The sequence below is a fragment of the Streptomyces armeniacus genome, from assembly GCF_003355155.1.
Taxonomy (GTDB): domain Bacteria; phylum Actinomycetota; class Actinomycetes; order Streptomycetales; family Streptomycetaceae; genus Streptomyces; species Streptomyces armeniacus.
In genome coordinates this window covers 5,209,167-5,226,354 of record NZ_CP031320.1, presented here as the reverse complement: position 1 = coordinate 5,226,354, position 17,188 = coordinate 5,209,167, and the positions used below count along the sequence as shown (strand labels likewise).

General features: G+C 72.7%; 16 protein-coding genes, 2 pseudogenes and 1 riboswitch. Of the genes and pseudogenes, 9 read left to right on the top strand and 9 right to left on the bottom strand.

The window, feature by feature from the left end; genetic code table 11:
- Positions 1-101: 101 nt before the first annotated feature.
- Both DVA86_RS22875 and DVA86_RS22870 read left to right on the top strand, forming a co-directional pair.
- A complete protein-coding gene (locus tag DVA86_RS22875) occupies positions 102-953 on the top strand; it encodes a helix-turn-helix domain-containing protein (RefSeq protein WP_208881013.1) in 852 nt (283 codons plus the stop codon).
- Positions 934-1,197, top strand: coding sequence for a DUF397 domain-containing protein (locus DVA86_RS22870; protein WP_208881011.1), 264 nt, complete (start codon positions 934-936; stop codon positions 1,195-1,197). The genes DVA86_RS22875 and DVA86_RS22870 overlap by 20 nt, the downstream gene beginning before the upstream one ends.
- A gap of 124 nt (positions 1,198-1,321) precedes the next feature.
- Here DVA86_RS22870 and DVA86_RS22865 read toward each other — a convergent pair.
- The 4 genes and pseudogenes from DVA86_RS22865 to DVA86_RS22850 form a co-directional block, all read right to left on the bottom strand.
- Positions 1,322-1,933: pseudogene (locus DVA86_RS22865) on the bottom strand (maleylpyruvate isomerase family mycothiol-dependent enzyme); the annotation flags it as partial.
- A gap of 10 nt (positions 1,934-1,943) precedes the next feature.
- On the bottom strand, positions 1,944-2,540 hold the full coding sequence (gene cpt / locus DVA86_RS22860; RefSeq protein ID WP_208881009.1) for a chloramphenicol phosphotransferase CPT: 597 nt from the start codon (positions 2,538-2,540) through the stop codon (positions 1,944-1,946).
- 164 nt (positions 2,541-2,704) lie between these two features.
- Positions 2,705-3,490, bottom strand: a complete 786-nt coding sequence (locus tag DVA86_RS22855) for a DUF899 family protein (RefSeq protein ID WP_208881008.1) — start codon at positions 3,488-3,490, stop codon at positions 2,705-2,707.
- Positions 3,491-3,688: 198 nt separating this feature from the next.
- On the bottom strand, positions 3,689-4,636 hold the full coding sequence (locus DVA86_RS22850; protein WP_208881006.1) for an alpha/beta hydrolase family protein: 948 nt from the start codon (positions 4,634-4,636) through the stop codon (positions 3,689-3,691).
- A gap of 175 nt (positions 4,637-4,811) precedes the next feature.
- On the opposite strand from DVA86_RS22850, the gene DVA86_RS22845 reads away from it, so the two are divergent.
- From DVA86_RS22845 to DVA86_RS22830, 4 genes are all read left to right on the top strand, one after another.
- Positions 4,812-5,408 carry a TetR/AcrR family transcriptional regulator gene (locus DVA86_RS22845; protein WP_245997003.1) on the top strand — a complete coding sequence of 199 codons (597 nt, stop codon included), beginning with the start codon at positions 4,812-4,814 and terminating at the stop codon, positions 5,406-5,408.
- Between the two features lie 36 nt (positions 5,409-5,444).
- Positions 5,445-6,422, top strand: coding sequence for an NAD-dependent epimerase/dehydratase family protein (locus DVA86_RS22840; RefSeq protein ID WP_208881002.1), 978 nt, complete (start codon positions 5,445-5,447; stop codon positions 6,420-6,422).
- Positions 6,423-6,563: 141 nt separating this feature from the next.
- A complete protein-coding gene (locus DVA86_RS22835; RefSeq protein ID WP_208881001.1) occupies positions 6,564-7,409 on the top strand; it encodes a hypothetical protein in 846 nt (281 codons plus the stop codon).
- Positions 7,410-7,484: 75 nt separating this feature from the next.
- The gene (locus DVA86_RS22830; protein WP_208880999.1) at positions 7,485-8,315 is read left to right on the top strand and encodes an MOSC domain-containing protein; all 831 of its coding nucleotides are present in this window, start codon (positions 7,485-7,487) and stop codon (positions 8,313-8,315) included.
- Positions 8,316-8,341: 26 nt separating this feature from the next.
- Here the strand turns inward: DVA86_RS22830 and DVA86_RS22825 are convergent, their stop codons facing one another.
- Positions 8,342-8,689: a glyoxalase superfamily protein gene (locus DVA86_RS22825; RefSeq protein ID WP_208880997.1), complete on the bottom strand. Its 348-nt coding sequence runs from the start codon at positions 8,687-8,689 to the stop codon at positions 8,342-8,344.
- Positions 8,690-8,867: 178 nt separating this feature from the next.
- On the opposite strand from DVA86_RS22825, the pseudogene DVA86_RS22820 reads away from it, so the two are divergent.
- Together DVA86_RS22820 and DVA86_RS22815 are read left to right on the top strand one after the other, a co-directional pair.
- Positions 8,868-9,628: pseudogene (locus DVA86_RS22820) on the top strand (SAM-dependent methyltransferase).
- Between the two features lie 61 nt (positions 9,629-9,689).
- Positions 9,690-10,133 carry a PPOX class F420-dependent oxidoreductase gene (locus tag DVA86_RS22815; RefSeq protein ID WP_208880995.1) on the top strand — a complete coding sequence of 148 codons (444 nt, stop codon included), beginning with the start codon at positions 9,690-9,692 and terminating at the stop codon, positions 10,131-10,133.
- A 476-nt stretch (positions 10,134-10,609) separates the two neighbouring features.
- On the opposite strand, the gene DVA86_RS22810 is transcribed toward DVA86_RS22815, so the two are convergent.
- The 3 genes from DVA86_RS22810 to DVA86_RS22800 all read right to left on the bottom strand — a co-directional run bounded on the left by DVA86_RS22810 (position 10,610) and on the right by DVA86_RS22800 (position 14,078).
- Complete coding sequence (locus DVA86_RS22810) at positions 10,610-11,884, bottom strand: M23 family metallopeptidase (protein ID WP_208880994.1); 1,275 nt, start codon at positions 11,882-11,884, stop codon at positions 10,610-10,612.
- A 12-nt stretch (positions 11,885-11,896) separates the two neighbouring features.
- Positions 11,897-12,039: riboswitch (cyclic di-AMP (ydaO/yuaA leader) on the bottom strand.
- Between the two features lie 209 nt (positions 12,040-12,248).
- Positions 12,249-13,460, bottom strand: a complete 1,212-nt coding sequence (locus tag DVA86_RS22805; protein ID WP_425470907.1) for a PP2C family protein-serine/threonine phosphatase — start codon at positions 13,458-13,460, stop codon at positions 12,249-12,251.
- Positions 13,461-13,541: 81 nt separating this feature from the next.
- Positions 13,542-14,078, bottom strand: coding sequence for a hypothetical protein (locus DVA86_RS22800; RefSeq protein ID WP_208880992.1), 537 nt, complete (start codon positions 14,076-14,078; stop codon positions 13,542-13,544).
- Between the two features lie 353 nt (positions 14,079-14,431).
- Between DVA86_RS22800 and DVA86_RS22795 the strand changes: the two genes are divergently transcribed.
- Positions 14,432-15,358, top strand: a complete 927-nt coding sequence (locus tag DVA86_RS22795; protein ID WP_245997000.1) for a glycoside hydrolase family 16 protein — start codon at positions 14,432-14,434, stop codon at positions 15,356-15,358.
- A gap of 318 nt (positions 15,359-15,676) precedes the next feature.
- On the opposite strand, the gene DVA86_RS22790 is transcribed toward DVA86_RS22795, so the two are convergent.
- On the bottom strand, positions 15,677-17,035 hold the full coding sequence (locus DVA86_RS22790) for an FAD-binding oxidoreductase (protein ID WP_208880990.1): 1,359 nt from the start codon (positions 17,033-17,035) through the stop codon (positions 15,677-15,679).
- Positions 17,036-17,188: the final 153 nt, after the last annotated feature.

Here is a 17,188-nt window from a genome sequence, read left to right as displayed (position 1 = left end):
GTGCTCTCTGTGATGGAACGCTCACAGAGTGGTTATCGGCGCCGTAATGTGAAAGGTGATCAGATTCAGCAGCGCGGTGCGCTGAGATGGAGGAGTGGCCGATGCCACCACGCAAGGATCTCGATGCGGCGGCGAGCGTACCGGCGTTCTACGGCGCCGAGTTGCGGTACAAGCGGGAGGCCGCGGGGCTCACGCTGAACGAGCTCACCGAGGGCATCTACTACAGCATCGCCTATCTCAGCCAGATCGAAATGGGCGACCGCCGCATGCCACTGGATCTGGCCCGCCACGCGGACCGGAAACTGAACACGGACGGCTTCTTCGAACGCCGCTGCGAGGACGTACGGAAGGCGAAGCGCGGCGGCCACGCGGAGTATTTCGCCGACGTGGTGGAGATGGAACAGCGCGCGGCGAGCATCGAGGAATGGTCGTCCACGGTCATCCCCGGCTTGCTGCAAACCGACGGCTACGCACGTGCGCTGTTCAACGGCTCACACGTTCGCGAACTCCCGGAGAAGGTGGACGAGAAGGTGACCGCCCGGCTGGCGCGGGCGCACATCTTCGAGAGCCCAAAGTCCCCCGAATACTGGGTGATTCTGCACGAGTCCGTGCTCCGGTTTCCCGTCGCGACTCCCGGCGTCATGGCGGAGCAACTGGACCACATCGTGCAGCTGACCGGCCGGGCGCGGATGCTTACGCAAGTGCTGCCGCTGAACGCCGGGGCGCACCCTTTCATGATCGGCAGCGCCACCTTCCTCACCTTCGCCGATGCGCCTCCCGTGATGTACACGGAAGGGCTTTTCCACGGTCAGCTGATCGACGATCCGGGGCTCGTGAAGCCATACATGAGGTCGTACGATCTGCTCAGGGCCGCTGCGCTACCGCCGAAGGCGTCCCTGGCCGTGATCAAGGAAGCCGCAGAGGACTACCGAAATGACCACAGCAGAAGCTGACTTCAGCACAGTCGCCTGGCGCAAGAGCAGCTACAGCAACACCGACGGGGGCAACTGCGTCGAGGTGGGCTGGCACAAGAGCACGCACAGCAACACCGACGGCGGCGACTGCGTCGAGGTCTCCGGGTCGGCAGCCGCCGGTGCGACCCTCGTGCGGGACAGCAAGCGGCCCGCCGGTCCCGTCGTCGCCTTCGGCGACGCCGCCTGGGGCGCGTTCGTCGCGGGGCTGCGGCACCAGCGCTGACGCGCTGCCGCATCCGCAGGGACGGCAGGCGCTCCCTATGGCACCAGCGCGCCCCCAGCAGGCGACGAGCCGCCGCCGCGTCGCCGTCCCAGGTGAGGGACCGGTCATCGCGGGAGGTGCGGCCCCACACCGTGAGCAGGAGGCGTTCCGCCGGGCCCGTGAGGACGGCTATCGGGGTGCCGGGACCGTACGTCCACGAGTCGCCGGTGTCCGTCGAGGCGAGGCGGATCGCGTACGAGGGCGCGGTCGCGCGGCCCTTGCGGACCTGGCGCGGCGCCATCGTGTCGAAGACCTCCGCCACGCCGTCCGCGGCGAGTTCGGGGTCGAGCGGGCGTACGGCGTCGGGCGCGACGGCGTATTCGGCGTCCCAGCGGTGGATCAGGGTCTCCTGGGCGCGGCGGCGCTGCCAGAAGCCGACGGTGTGCGGCGGGGCGAACGTCCACGCCTCGGTGGACGGTTCGGCCTTCAGCGCGTCGAGGAGCGTCGCGGCGCTCTCCTCGTACCAGCTCACCAGGCCCGCCCGGTCCTCCGGTGGCGCCGTGCCGCCGTAGTCGCCGCGCCGCTCGGTCACGGCAGCCGCCGCCCATACGTTGCCGCGGCCCAGGTGTCTGGCGAGGTCGCGCAGCGTCCAGTCGCCGCAGTGCTCGACGGGGGCGGCGAGATCGCCGGTGTCGATGCAGGCGCGGAAGGCGTCGAGATCCCGTCGGAGGTGGGTGAGGTACGCGGCCGAGTCCATGCCGTTCACGCTAACCGGCGCCACCGACAATGCGGCGCGGGCCGCCCGGCATCGGCCGCTCAGCCGGGAAGGGGCGCCGGACGCGGGCGGCGATGGTCCGCGCGCACTCCAGGGATTCGGTGTGCGTGGTGTCCACCTCCAGGTCGTAGACGACGCCTTGGTGGACGATTTCCGCCTGCGACGCGGCCATCCCCCGGATCCGGTTTCCGCGGGCGACCTCCCGGCCCGCGGCGACTGCGCTCTCGCACCTGACGCCTACCCACAGCACGTCCAGCCCGTCGAGAGCCTTCTGCCACCGCTGCTGGGACGCCGCTCCGCCGAGGAAGACCTCATCGACGATGACCCGCGCTCCCGCCCTGACCACCGCGGCGACCCCTTCCATCCAGGCGGCCTCCAGCGTCCGGAACTCCGGCCCGACGCTCACCCCGCCGTCCGCACCGAACTCGATGCCCGTCTCCGACGCCTGTACAGACGCGGGCATCGCCTCGACCAGCATGTCGACGCCGACGGCCAGCCACGGTTCCGGCAGGACTTCCTGGAGGCACCGGACGATCCCGGACTTGCCCGAGCTGGAACCGCCGTTGAGCACGATCACCTGTGTGTTCACCGCGACACCGTAATGGAAGGCAGTTCCAGCCCGTCCGGCGTTTGAGGGCGGCCCCGTCCATGACGAAGGCGCGCTGGACCACGGGCGTGCCGGTCCACCAGCGGACGGTGGCCGCCGCGCTTCGTCCTCAAACGCCGGACGGGCGGGATTCGCGAGCGCGCGCGTCAGTGGCAGTGGTCGCCGTGCCGGCCGAGGGTCTCCACGGGGGCCGCGCCGGGGCGGGTCCACTGCGGTACGGGGCGGCTGGTCGGGCCCCACGTGGCGGTCCCGTCCGCGTCGGAGCGCCAGGACCAGCACGGGCCGCGCCCTTCGGGCCAGCCCTCGGGCTTGTCCTCCCACGTCTCGGCGCGGCCGTACGGCGTCAGATCGAGCAGGCTGAGGGAGCTGTTGACCCGCTCGTTGCCGCGGCCCGTCGTGGAGTACGTGAGGAACGTGCGGTCGCCGTCGCGCAGGAAGCAGCTGAGGTAGCCCATGTCGCCGCCGACCGGCGCGGGCACGTCGCGCACCGAGTACCAGGGCTGGGTGTAGCCCATGAACTCGACGTACGGCGCCACCTCTTCCCACCGGCCCGTCGTGACGACGGCGAACGAGACGCCGCGGGCGTTGAGATAGACCGCGTCCTTCAGATGCCAGGCCGCGGTGGTGCAGCCCTCGCACTGTCCCTGGTGCGGCGCGCCGTCGTACCACATGTGCTGGTAGAGCACGAGCTCGTCGCGGCCCTCGAACAGGTCCAGGAACGGGACCGGCCCGTCGGGGCCGACGACCTCGACTGTCCCGTCGAACTCCACCATCGGCAGCCGCCGGCGGGCCGCGGCGAGGGCGTCGCCCTCGCGGGTGTGGGCCTTCTCGCGGACCAGCAGCTCGTCGCGTGCGGTCTGCCAGGTGGCCGGGTCGACGACGGGCGGGCGGCCGGGCAGCGAGGTGGTGCGGGCGTCGGGTGTGGGCGTCATGGCGTCTGTCCTCCGTGGTGTCTCGTGCCGGACGGTGCCCCACGCGGGCGGCAACGTACGGGGGCGTCGCAGCGCCCCGTACGGTGTCGCATCGCGCGCCGTACGGTGTCGGATGCGGCCCCGTACAGGCGGTCACCGGAGACAGACTCCCGGCCCGGCCGGAACTCATCGCGGCGGACAGCCGCCGTTCTCAGCACCTCACTTGGACTCGATCCGGCCCAACGGGTGCGCGGCGCTCTCCGCCAGCACCTGCCGCGCCGCCGTCCACGCCGTGTCCCCCATCCCGAGCGCGTGACGCAGGTAGGCCCATGTGACGCGCTGGATCAGGGCGACGCGTCCGGGGTGCTCGTCCGTCGTCTCCCGGGCCTCGTAGCCCGTGATGCCGCCGAGGGAGTGCTCCGCCCCGTACAGCGTGAACAGGCTCTTGCTTCCGGGGCTCAGCACGTACGGGTCGGCGAGCCATTCCGGTCCTCTGACGGACAGCGGGAGGTCGTCCTTGTCGCCGTGGACGACGAGGGCCGGTGTGGTCATGTGCGTGAAGTCCGGGTTCATGAACGGGAAGTGCTCGGCGGCGTACGGGGTGAGGTCGGCGCCGCCCCGTCCGGCCGTGGCCAGCAGGACACCGGCCTTGACACGGGCGTCGGACAGGTCCTCTTCCGTCCCGCTGACCGGATCGAGGACGCGCAGCCCCAGCAGGTTGCCCGCCGTCTGGCCGCCGAAGGAGTGTCCGGCCGCGGCGATACGGCTCCGGTCGAGGCGGCCGGCGAGGCCGGGGACGGCGGCTTCCAGGTCGTCGAGCCGGTCGAGTACGCGTCGGGCGTCCTCGACGCGGATGCGCCAGAGCCGCGGGGTGCGGGGGTCGTCCGGGGGCAGGGCGACGGTGCGGGAGTCGAGGTGGGTGGGCTGGAGTACGACGAAGCCGTGGGCGGCCCAGAAGTCGGCGAGAGGGCCGTATCCGTCCAGCGACGAGCCGTAGCCGTGCGAGAGGACGACGACCGGCAGGCCGCTGCCGGTGACCGGCGCGGAGACCCGTACGCGCAGGTCCTCGCCTCGGCCTGGCGCTTCGAGCACCAATGGCTTCACCGAGACGACGGGGGTGGGAGCGGTGACGGGCACATCCGTCGCCGCGGTCTCTGCTGCGGTCATGCGAAAGACCTTCCTTCCGGCTGTGGGCGGGCACGGCCCGTCTGCCATCATGGTTAAACGGGACAGCGTCCCGGAACGAATATACGGGACACTGTCCCGTATAACCAGAACAGCCCGTCGGCACCTCGCCATGGCACATCGGCACGGGCACATCGGCGGCGAAGGAGACAGTGCGGTGAGTGGCAGCGAGCGCGGCGGCGCGGGAAGCGCGGCGCCCAGGCCCAAACGGGCGGACGCGCGGCGCAACGAGAAGACCCTCCTCGACGCGGCCGCAGCGGTCTTCGTCGCGTCCGGCGTGGAGGCGCCGATCCGCCACATCGCGGCCGAGGCGGGCGTCGGCACGGCCACGATCTACCGCCACTTCCCGACCCGCGCGGACCTCATCGTCGCCGTCTACCGGCACCAGGTCGAAGCCCTCGCCGAGGCCGGTCCCGCCCTCCTGGCGGCCGGCGCGACCCCGTACGCCGCGCTGGGGCAGTGGATCGACCGCTTCATGGACTTCGTGGTCACCAAGCAGGGCCTCGCCGCCGTACTGCAGTCCGACGACCCCTGCTACGACCCCCTGCACTCGTACTTCCTCGAACGGCTCGTGCCCGTATGCGCCCAACTCCTCGACGCCGCCGCCGAGTCGGGTGAGATCCGCCCCGGCATGGACGCGTACGCGCTCATGCGCGGCGTCGGCGGCCTCTGCGCGGGCGCGGGCAACAACCCCCGCTACGACGCACGCCAACTGGTCGAGACGCTCATCGCGGGGCTGCGCCGGGCAGATTGAGGCCGCGCTCCGAGGAGAGCCTTTAGCATCGTCGCCATGCGCACCGTGGTCATCGGCGGAACCGGGCACATCGGCACCTTCCTCGTCCCCTCCCTCATCGCGCAGGGCCACGAGGTGACCGTGCTGAGCCGCGGGCAGCGGAGCCCGTACGGGCCCGGGGCGCGCCGGGCGTGGACGGGGGTACGCACCGTGGAGGCGGACCGGCAGGCGGAGGACGCCGCCGGTACGTTCGGGGAGCGCGTCGCGGGGCTCGACGCCGAGGTCGTCATCGACCTGATCTGCTTCAGCGAGGACAGCGCCCGGCAGTTGGGCGCCGCGCTCGCGGGCCGCGTACGGCACTTCCTGCACTGCGGCACGATCTGGGTGCACGGCCCGAGCGCCGCGGTGCCCACCACGGAGGACTCGCCGCGGCGGCCCCTGGGCAAGTACGGGATCGCCAAGAACGCCGTCGAGCGGTACCTGCTGCACGAGATGAACGTACGGAGCGACGGTGCGCTGCCCTCGACCGTGATCCACCCCGGCCACATCACCGGCCCCGGCTGGGTGCCGGTGAACCCGGCCGGGAACCTGGACGTCGGCGTCTTCCAGGACCTCGCCGACGGCCGCCGGGTGACCCTGCCGAACCTCGGCCTGGAGACCCTTCAGCACGTCCACGCGGCCGATGTGGCGGGCGTGTTCCTCGCGGCGCTCGCCAACCGCTCGGTGGCCGTCGGCGAGAGCTTCCACGCGGTGGCGGCCGGGGCGGTCACGATGCGCGGTTACGCGGAGGCGGTCGCGCGCTGGTTCGGCCGGGACGCGGACCTGGCGTTCCTGCCGTGGGAACGCTGGTCGCAGACCGTTCCGGACGACCGCGCCGCAGTGACCTGGAGCCATCTGACCCACAGCCCGCACTGCTCCATGGAGAAGGCGGGGCGGCTGCTCGGCTTCCGGCCGAGGCACTCGGCGCTGGACGCGACCGCCGAGGCGGTCGACGCGCTCGTGGCGGAGGGACGGATCGCACCGGCGGGCGCGTAGGCGCACTCCGGCACGCAGGGCGCACTCCGGCGCGTCGGCGCCCCCCTTACCGGCGGAAACGGGCAAGCTCTGCGCGTTCACAGCGGACGATCCCCGCGCCCCCAGGCCCGGTGATCCCTCACCCCCTGGAGGCGTTTCCCCGTGCAGGACCGGAGCCTGGAAGCACTCGGCTACGCGGGAGTGCCCGCCCGTGAGCCCTTGATCTATCCGGGCCGGCTGGTCGGCAGACCCTCGTTCCTCAACGGCGACGAGCTCCTGGACCTGCGTCCGTCCGGCGCACCGCTCGGCGACTGGCCGGTGGCACTGCCCGCGGGGGCCTCGGAGCGGCCGCAACGCGCCACGGTGGACGGCCTGTTGACGCTCCTCGGAGTGCCCCCCGCACAGGAACGCTTCCCGGTGCTCGCGGTCGGCTCCAACGCCGCGCCGGGCCAGGTCCGGCACAAGCTGGCGCGGCTCGGCAGCTCCGGCGCGCTCCCGATGGTGCCCGTACGGGTCCGGGGCATCTCCGTCGGACTGTCCGGGCACATCAGCCCGGCCGGATACGTGGCGGCCGCGCCGTACGCGGACCCGGACGCGGAGTCCCCACTGGTCGCCACCTGGCTGGACGCCGCGCAGCTCAACGCCGTGGACAGCACCGAACTCCCGAACTACGGGCGGGCGTTCCTGCCCGGTGACGCGTTCCCGGTGACGCTGCCGTCCGGACGGCGGCTGCCCGGCGCGTACCTCTACTACAACGCCCGCGGCATCCTCGCCCACCCGGACGGCACGCCGCGGGCGGGCGGCGCGCAGCCCGCCGTACTGGCCCAACTGCTGTCCGAATCGCCGCGGCTGCGCGAGCTGTTCGGGCACGGGCCGGAGAGCTGGACGGGGCGGGCCGGGGCGGACGCGGAGCTACGGGCGCGGGGGACGGCCGCGTTCGAGGCGGAGGGCTGGCTGCGGCGGGAGGACGGTTTCGCCCGGTACGCGGTGCGGGCGGACCGCCCGTAGGGGCCCGGAACGCGTACGGAGGGCGGTGCCGGGGCGTCGCGGTGGCCTGTCATACCCGCCCGTTAGGCTGGCCGCATGGCCAGAATCACCGGGCTGATCAGCTACCCGATCAAGGGATGCGCAGGCTCCCCCGCGTACGACGCCCTCGTCACGCCGGCGGGCCTCGCGCACGACCGCAGCTTCCTCGTGACCACCGAGGACGGCGGCTTCCGCAGCCAGCGCCGCAGCCCCCGACTGGCCCTCATCCGCCCGGAGATCGAGCCGGAGGGCGGCTGGCTCACGCTGCACGGTCCGGGCGTGGACCCGCTGCGGATCGCCGTGGACACGGAGGCGCCGCGGCGTGACATCGAGCTGTTCGGCACCCCGTACCAGGGCATCGACCAGGGCGAGGAGGTCGCCGGCTGGCTGTCGGAGGCGCTGGGCGAGCCGAGCCGGCTCGTACGGGTGCCGCCCGAGCACCACCGGGTGACCGGCGGGCTGACCCCGGGCACGTCCGGGTACGCGGACAGCGCCCCGCTGCACCTGCTGTCGCTGCCCAGCCTGGAGCAGCTGAACGCACGGCTCACCGCGCGCGGTTCCGCACCGCTGCCGATGGACCGGTTCCGGCCGAACATCGTGCTGGACGGCTGGGACGGCGAGCCGCACGCCGAGGACGGCGTGCGGCAGCTGCGGGCGGGCGACGCGGAGTTCGGTTACGCGAAGCTGGCGATCCGCTGCGCGGTGACCACCGTCGACCAGGAGACGGGCACGAAGTCCGGGCCGGAGCCGCTGCGTACGCTCGCGGACTACCGGCGGGCGGCGGAGGGCGGCGTCGCGTTCGGCGTGAAACTGGCCGTGGTGCGGCCGGGGAAGATCTCGGTGGGAGACGAGATGGCAGTCGACGCGTGGGGGCCGTCGGAGCTGTAGGGCGGGCGGTCCACCCGTACGGCCCGTCAGCCCGCCGGGGTGCCGATCCGGAGGCGGTTGCCGTCCGGGTCGTGCAGCTCGATCTCGACCGCCCACGGCGCGGCGTGCGTCTGTACGCCGAACTCCGCGGCGATGGCCTCGACATCGCGGACCCACAGGTACACGAGCGTGTCGGGACGGGCGTCGCCCTCGTGCTCGGAGAGGAACAGCCGGATGCGGCCGCGGGCGATCTCGAGGAACGCGGGCAGCCCCGGCTCGAAGCGGTGCGACCACCGTTTGACGAAGCCCAGCCGGCCGTACCACGCGACCGCGCGCGCGGCGTCCGTGACCCGGAGGATGGGGATGACGTCCTCTTCTTCGGCTTCTTCGGCCATGCGGTCATCATCTCAGCCCGCGCGGAGGCGCGGGCGAGGCTCGCTGTCGGCCCCTTCCAGTATCTTCAGGATCGTGACAGCACGAGAGGGCCGCGGGCCGCGGAACGGCGACAGCCCGGCCGGCGGCGACGGGCCGGGCGCGGCCGACGGCGGCAGCGGCGTCGCGCACAACGCGCGCGTGTGGGACTACTGGCTGGGCGGCACCGACCACCATCCCGTGGACCGGGAGGTCGGCGACCGGATCACCGGCATGTATCCGAGCATCCGCGAAGTGGCGCGCGCCGACCGCGCGTTCCTCGGGCGGGCGGTGGAGTTCCTCGTACGGGACGCGGGCATACGGCAGTTCCTCGACATCGGCACCGGCCTGCCCACCGCCGACAACACGACGACGTGGCCCAGCGGTGCGCGCCCGAAGCGCGGATCGTCTACGTCGACCACGACCCGACCGTGCTCAAGCACGCCCGCGCGCTCCTCACCAGCTCCCCCGAGGGCGCCACCGACTATGTCGACGCGGACGCGCACGACCCGGACGGCATCCTGCGGGCGGCGGCCCGGACCCTGGACTTCGGCCGGCCGGTGGCCGTGATGATGCTCGGCATCCTCAACTTCGTGCTCGACACGGAGGAGGCCCGGAGCATCGTCCGGCGGCTGATGGACGCCGTCCCGTCCGGCAGCCATCTCGTGCTCACGCACCCGACGCTGGAGCTGGGCGGCGCCGCGAACGCCGACGCCATGCGCTTCTGGAACGAGCACGCCAAGCCGCCGATCACCGCCCGCAGCCGGGACGAGATCACCGGCTTCTTCGCGGGCATGGAGATCCTCGAGCCGGGCATCGTGTCGTGTTCGCGCTGGCGGCCGCCCGCGGCGGACACGGGCGGCGCCGCCGGGGAGACCCTGGACGAGGTGGCCCAGTACGGCGCCGTGGGCCGCAAGCCGTGACCGCGCGCCCCCATCGCATGTCGCATGCACCGCAAGCCCCGACCGGAGAGGACAACACACCGTGGCCGACGCGGAGTCAAGGGACGAAGCGCTGCTGGCGCTGCTCACCGAGTACGACCGTGGCGTGCTGGCCACGCTCAAACGGGACGGGCGCCCCCAGCTGTCCAACGTCAACCACACCTACGACCCCCGCACCCGCCTCATCCGCGTCTCCGTCACGGCGGACCGGGCCAAGACCCGCAACCTCGCGCGCGATCCCCGCGCCGGCTACCACGTCACCAGCGACGACGGCTGGGCCTGGACGGTGGCGGAGGGCGACGGCGAGCTGTCCGCGGTCGCGGCCGATCCCCATGACGAGGCCGTGGAGGAGCTGATCGACGTCTTCCGCGCGATCCGGGGCGAGCATCCCGACTGGGACGAGTACCGCGCGGCCATGGTCGCCGACCGGCGGCAGGTCGTACGGATCAGGGTGACGCGGGCGTACGGGCAGCCGCGGCGGCGCTGAACGGCCGTACGGCGCGGGCCGGTCCACGCGTACGACCGTGGGGCGGCGACGGGGCGGCCACGGGAAAGAGGCCGGCGACCCTGGTGTCGGGGGGTGTCCACCAGGGCCGCCGGGGTCTGTGCGGCGCCGTATGCGCTTACGTCCTCGCCGTACGCGGTTCGCCAAGTGCCGTACGCCGTCGTGGTTCCCGCTCGTGCCGGGCCGGAGACCGGCACCGGGCCGGGACCGGGGCCGGCCGGGGCGCGGCGCCGAGTGGCGCCCGTACAGGCCCCGTTGGCCGCCGCCCCGTCCCCTCCTGCGTTGCCGGGAGCCGAGGTGGGGGGCACAGCGCCCGGGCGGTTCGGGACGGCGGCACGGTCCCTGAGCGGGATGTGGGGGGTTCTGCGTTCCGGTTCCGGTGCTCCCGGTCCTGCTCCTGCTCAGGACCGGGGCCGGTCCGGGTTGATCCGGGTGTGGTCGGTGCGTCGCGCGTCCCGTCAGACGCTGAGGCCCTTGCCGCGCAGCCAGCTCAGCGGGTCGATCGCGTCGCCGCCGCCGGGCCGTACCTCCAAGTGCAGGTGCGGGCCGGTGGAGTTGCCGGTCGAGCCGACGTTGCCGATGACGTCCTTCGTGTTGACCTCTTCGCCTGCGGACACCTGCATGGAGGACAGGTGGCAGTACCACACCTCCGTGCCGTCGTTGAGCTCGAGCACGATGCGGTAGCCGTACGAGCCGGCCCAGCCGGCCTCCTTGACGGTGCCGGTGTGCACGGCGTTGACCGGCGTGCCGGTCGGGGCGGCGAAGTCCTGGCCGGTGTGGTCGTTCTCCCACATGCCGCCCGCCTGGCCGTAGCCGGAGGTGAGCTGGAAGTTGGAGGTCGGCAGGGTGTAGCTGCGGGCGAGCTTGGCGAGCCGTTCGGCCTCGGCCTTCTTCTTGGCCTCCTCGGCGGCCTTGCGCTTGGCCTCGGCCTTCTTCTTGGCCTCCGCGTCGGCCTTCTTCGCCGCTTCCTCCGCCGCCTGCTTGGCCGCCGCCGCTGCCGCGTCCTCGCGGGCCGTACGGTCCGCCTCGGACTGCTGCTGCGCGGCCTGGGCGAGGATGCGCTCGCGCAGCGCCTCGCCCGGGTCGGTCTGGCCGGACTCGGAGTCGGTGCCGGAGCCGTTGAGCGCGGCCTGGCTGAGGGGCGCGTGCGCCGCGGGGTCACTGCCCGCGTCGTCGTCGACGAGGCTGCCGATGCCCGGCAGGTTCTTGGCCGCGGGGATCTCGTCCGTGACGGCGCCCGCCATCGAGGCCAGGTCGGGCATCGAGACCGGGGCCGACGGCTTGTCCTTCGCCGTCGCCATGCCGCCCGCGCCGACCGCGGCTATCACGCCGACGCCGAGCACCGCTCCGCTGCGGGCCATCCCGCCGCGCTGCTTGGCGACGCGGTGCTTGCCGCGTACGGGCCGGATCGACTCCTCGGTCGGGTTCCACTCGTCCCAGCCGTCCGCCTCGGGCTCCGGGCCGTACGCCTCGACCGGCGCGAACGCCTGCGTCTCGTACGTCTCGTGCGGCTCGGCCGGCGTGAACGCGTGGGCCTCCGCGAACGCCTGGGCGTCGCCCGGCTCTCCGGCGCCTGGTCCCGCGTGCGGATCCGCGTACTCGGCGAGTCCGACGGGGGAGAAGGCCTGGGTTTCGTACGTTCCGTAGCCGTTGCCGTAGCGGTGGCCGCGGTCGTCTACCTCGTGGTGGTACGGACTGTACGAGACCTCGGGGGCATGCCTGTTGGACGCCACTGGGGGCGCTCTCCTTTCCTTCCTTCTCGCCTACCGGGTTAGCTGACGGGTTCGGAGCAGGAAGGTCTCCTACGGGCCGCGTCCATGGGCGGGACGAGTCCGATTCACCCCAATTGGTGGTTCCCCGGCTCCCTCGGTGCAGGTGTGTCAAGTTGTTGCTCGTGTTGTTGCACTTGCGGGATTAGGCGACGGCGCACGGTGCCGTCTCTCGTGACGGCAGTGACGACCGCGCTGCGTTATCGAACGTTAATAGACTTGCGGCCGAGATTCCAAGCGGTTCCAACGATTTTGCAAACGCTTTGGCCCGGACTTTGGTTTCACGGAAGGGCAATTGGGGCACGGCTGGAAGTGGATCACGGTGTGATCAGCGTCCGTTCGGGCCGTGTTCGGGCCCGCCCCACACCCCCGGCGGCCGCGCCCCCGGCGGCTTCGCCTCCCGCGCCCCGTCCGAGCGCCGCCCCAGCGCCAGCAGCGCCATGTCGTCCGTGTTCCCGCCGCCCGCGTGCTTCCGTACGTCCGCGACGAGCGTGTCCAGCAGCGCCTCCGGACCCGTGAAGCGGTGCCCGGACAGCCGCCTGACCGGGTCGTAGAACGTGCCGTGCTGGTCGCGGGACTCGGACAGCCCGTCGGTGTAGAGGAGGAGTTGGGCGCCGGGCGGCAGGTACGCCTCGTACGCGCGGTCCGGCCACCAGCCGAGCTCGCTCATGCCGAGCGGCAGCGCGGACACGGACGGCTCCAGATAACGCGGGGTGCCCTCGAAGAAGAGAAGCGGCGCGGGGTGGCCGCGGTTGACGATCCGCAGCCGCCCCGGATCCGCGGCCGGCACCTCGGCGAGCGCGGCGGTGGTGAACCCCTCGAACTGGTCCAGCCCGCGGCGCCTGCCGCCCTCCCGTTGCAGCGCCCGCTCCAGCCGGAGCGCGACGCCCTCCAGGGTCGGCTCCTCCTCGGCGGACTCGCGGAACGCACCGATGACGATCGCGACGGCCTCCACCGACCCGAGGCCCTTGCCGCGTACGTCGCCGACGATGAGCCGCACGCCGTACGGCGTCTCCTGCACCGCGTAGAGGTCGCCGCCGATACGGGCGTCGGACTGCGCCGCCTCGTAGCGCGCGGCGATGTCGAGGCCGCCGATACGCGCCGGAGGCACGGGCAGCACGGCGAGCTGGGCGGCCTCGGCGATGCCGCGGGCGGAGGCCAGCTGCCGGTTGCTGCGGCGGACGAGGCGGTTGATGCCGATGGCGAGGACGACCACGGTGGCCATGGTCGCCACCGTCATCACCTCGTCGCCCCAGGTGGGCCCGCCGACGAAGTACAGCACCAGGAGCAGGGAGGCCAGCGCGGCGATGCCGCAGGCGGCCGTGCCCACCGCGGACAGCAGCGGAGCGGCGACCAGCGGGGCGGCGGCGAACAGGGCGGTGGGCGTGTAGTCCGGCGGCAGCGACAGGTCGACGATCACGCCGGCGGCGATCAGCGCGGCCGGAATCCAGCGCGCGTACGGGTGCGGAAGGGTACGACGGGCCTGGTCGGCGCCGTTGACGGCAGGGGAGGCGTCTTCGCTGCCCGGATACTCCTTCACCGTCCCAATCTGACGGCTCACGCCCACGACGGCGACCCGAGCAGCCGGGACGCTGCTCCGGACGCGGGTGGGCGCGCGTACTCACAGGGTGCCGACGCGCTGCCACACCGGCTCGTCGTCCGGTGCCGCCGCACCGCCGTCCCCCGCGGGGGCGGCCACGGTGACCGAGGTGACCTGCCCGACCGACCCCGGCGAGGTGACCGGCCCGGTCGAGGCGACGGACACGACCGACGCGGGCCGTGCGTGCGGGTCGGTCCGGTCGTGCCGGTCGGTCCGGTCGGCCGAGGCGGTCACGGTCTGCGGAGCCCGGGAGGCCTGGGGGGCCGGGACGGCCTGGGGGGCCAGCGGACGCGGCGGGTCCATGTCGTACGGGTGCGGGGAGTCGTACGCGGACTCGTACCGCCCGGAGTCCGTACGCCTGCCCCCCTCGTACGACATCGGCCGCGCCGTCGGCGGCGGGGGCGGGGGCTCGTACGAGGGGCCGGGCCCGGTCGCGTACGAGCGGGGGCGCCCGGACGCGTACGCACGCGCGGGGTCGTCCTCCCCCGGTACGGTGCGGCCCTCGCGCGACCACTCGCGCAGCAGGGCCTCGTAGATGGGTGTTCCCAGCGAGCTCACCGGCGGGCACGGAACCGTTTCTTCCCGACCGTCGGCAGTCGTCCAGTGCTTCACCATTACTGCCATGACCTGACCAACGACCCGTGCCGCCCGGGGGTCACCCGGGCGGATCAGCGGGGTAGCCCGTTTGGCGGCACGTTTCTTCCTGAGAGCGCTCTTATTCAAGAGTTGACGTGATGACACGCATCTTGACGGGACCTCATCAAGAGAGTTAACTCACGGACCGAGAAAAGTATGGACCTGCGGCGAGCCCGTTGTCGGGCCGGCCAGCGGCATGCCTACCGGCCCGCTGCCCGGCACGAGGGCCTCACCCTTGTCACTCACAACAGCGTTCCCCCCACAGCGCAGACGAGGTGAGTTCCATCTTCCAAAGGCAGCTGAACCACGCGAGACGACGCCCTCGTACGACCGCGGCCCTGGCCGTCGGCATGGCGGCGGTCCTGAGCTGGACGACCGTGAACACCGGCATGGCCTCCGAGGACAAGCCCGCCGCCCCGAGCTCCGCCCAGGCCAAGGCTGATGCCAAGGCCGGCACCAAGGCCGTCACCTTCGAGGACAACTTCGACGGCGCCGCGGGATCGGCGGTCGACGGCAGCAAGTGGCAGATCGAGACCGGCGACAACGTCAACAACCACGAACGCCAGTGGTACACCGGCGGGAGCGACAACGCCGCGCTCGACGGCAACGGCAACCTGGTGATCACCGCCCGCAAGGAGAACCCGGGCAACTACCAGTGCTGGTACGGCCCCTGCGAGTACACCTCGGCACGGCTGAACACCTCCGGCAAGTTCACCCAGCAGTACGGGCACGTCGAGGCCCGCATGAAGGTGCCGCGGGGCCAGGGCATGTGGCCCGCGTTCTGGATGCTCGGCAACGACATGGGTGACGTCGGCTGGCCCAACTGCGGCGAGATCGACGTCATGGAGAACGTCGGCAAGGAGCCCGGCACCGTGCACGGCACGCTGCACGGCCCCGACTACTCGGGCGACGCCGCGATCGGCGCCTCGTACTCGCTGCCGAACGGCGAGGAGTTCGCCGACGACTTCCACACCTTCGCCATCGACTGGGCACCGGACAAGGTCACGTGGTCGGTGGACGGGAACGTCTACCAGACACGTACGCCGGCCGACCTCGGCGGCAAGAACTGGGTGTTCAACAAGGAGTTCTTCCTCATCCTCAACCTGGCGGTCGGCGGCTACTGGCCCGGCGACCCCGACGACAGCACGCAGTTCCCGCAGGAACTCGTCGTGGACTACGTCCGCGTGAGCACCTCCGACTAGCGGCCACCGTTACGGGGCCGGTTCCCCCACGGCCGGCCCCGTAACGGGTCGCAGCGCCGGCGGCACACCACTGCCGGCGCCCGGCATCAAGGCATCACGGCACCACCGCGCCACCGCGCCACCGCGCCACCGCACCAACCAGCACGTGTACGGCGCACGTACGGCACGTACAGCACGTACGAGCGGCACCAACCAGCGCCGCCGCCCGGCCACTTGACCACCGGCCGTTCCGGCCGCCCGGCGGCGTCACACCCCCCAGACGGCGGGCAGGGCTCCTCACCGCGCCCTGCCCGCCCTGCCGTTCGCCTCCCGCACGCGTCAGCTGCCCGTCGCCGCCTCCGTACGGAACAGCCCCGACGGGTCGTACGCCTCCCGCAGCTCCTCCAGCCGCCGCCACGTCTCCGGCTCGTACGCCTCGCGCAGCCGGCCCGGGTCGACCGCCCCGAACAGGAAGTTCAGGAACCGGCCGACCGCCCACGGCTTCAGCGGCTCCTCCAGCCGCCCGTGGAACGCGCGGGCCGCGGCCTCCTCCGGCTGCGCCGCCACCGACAGGACGCTCAGCGAGTACCGCGCGTCCCGGTGCCCCACCGCGTTGCCGTCCCGCGGCGGACGCGCGAGCGCGCCCCCGAGCTGCTGCAGCTGCACCACGCTGAAGAACTCCGCGCCGGGGCCGCCCTGTTCGGCGAATTCCGTCACCGCCGCCAGGTCGAGGTCGCTCAGCAGCATGTTCGTGCCCGTGTACGGGTGCGGGTCCGTCGGGTCGGCGTGGATCGTGGGGCTCTCGGTGTACGGCATGTCGCCGAGCTTCTCGGTGATGCGCGGGCCGACCGTACGCAGCGGCTCCACCAGCCGTTCGCCCTCGGCCGCGTCCCCCGTGTACGCGACGCGTACCTGGACGACGTGGCGCCCGCGCAGCGGCTCCGGGAGGGCCGGGATGTCCGGGTAGACGATGGCCATCACGGACGAGGTCAGCTCGTCGGGCAGGCCGCCCGCCGTCCAGTCGCGGTACGCGCGCAGCACGTCGGCGAGTAGCGCGCCGTCGAAGGCCAGCGTGCCGCCGTAGAGCCGGGGGACCGGCACGAGACCGACCTCCAGACCGGTCACCGCGCCGAACCCGGAACGTCCGCCGCGCAGCGCCCAGAACAGCTCCGGCTCCTCCCGCGCCGTGACGTGCCGCGGCTCCCCGTCCGCCGTGACCAGGTCGAGGGCCCGCACGTGGTCCGCCGCGTACCCGAACTGCCGCGCCAGCAGGCCCAGTCCGCCGCCCAGCGTGTAGCCGACGACGCCGCTGTGCGGCGCGCTGCCGTTCAGCGGCGCGAGCCCGTGCGGCGCGGCCGCCGCGATGACCTGCTCCCAGCGCGCGCCGGCCTGCACCCGTACGGTGCGGGCGGCCGGGTCGACGCGTACGCCGTCCATGCGGCGGGTGTTGATCAGCAGCCCGCCCTCGCTCGCGGCGGGCACACCGTGGCCGGTCGCCTGCACCCGTACGGGCATGCCCCGGGCGGCGGCGTGCCGCACCGCGGCCCGTACGTCGTCGGCGTCCAGCGCGCCCACGACGAGGTCCGGGCGCTGCTCCAGACCGGCCTGGAAGGCGGCGGTCTCGGCGGCGTAGCCGTCGTCGGCGGGGGCCAGGACGGGGCCCCGTACTTGCCGGGCCAGTGGGTGGGTGCTGTTCATCGCCGTGCTCCTTTTCGTGGGCCGCTGCGGGTCGCGTGCGCGTGGCGCGCTGGTCGCCCGCGCTCGTTGCCGTGCTCGTTGCCGTGCTCGTTGCCGTGCTCGTTGCCGTGGAGTATCAGCGCCTTAGTTGACAGGGAGCGTCATATTTACGAT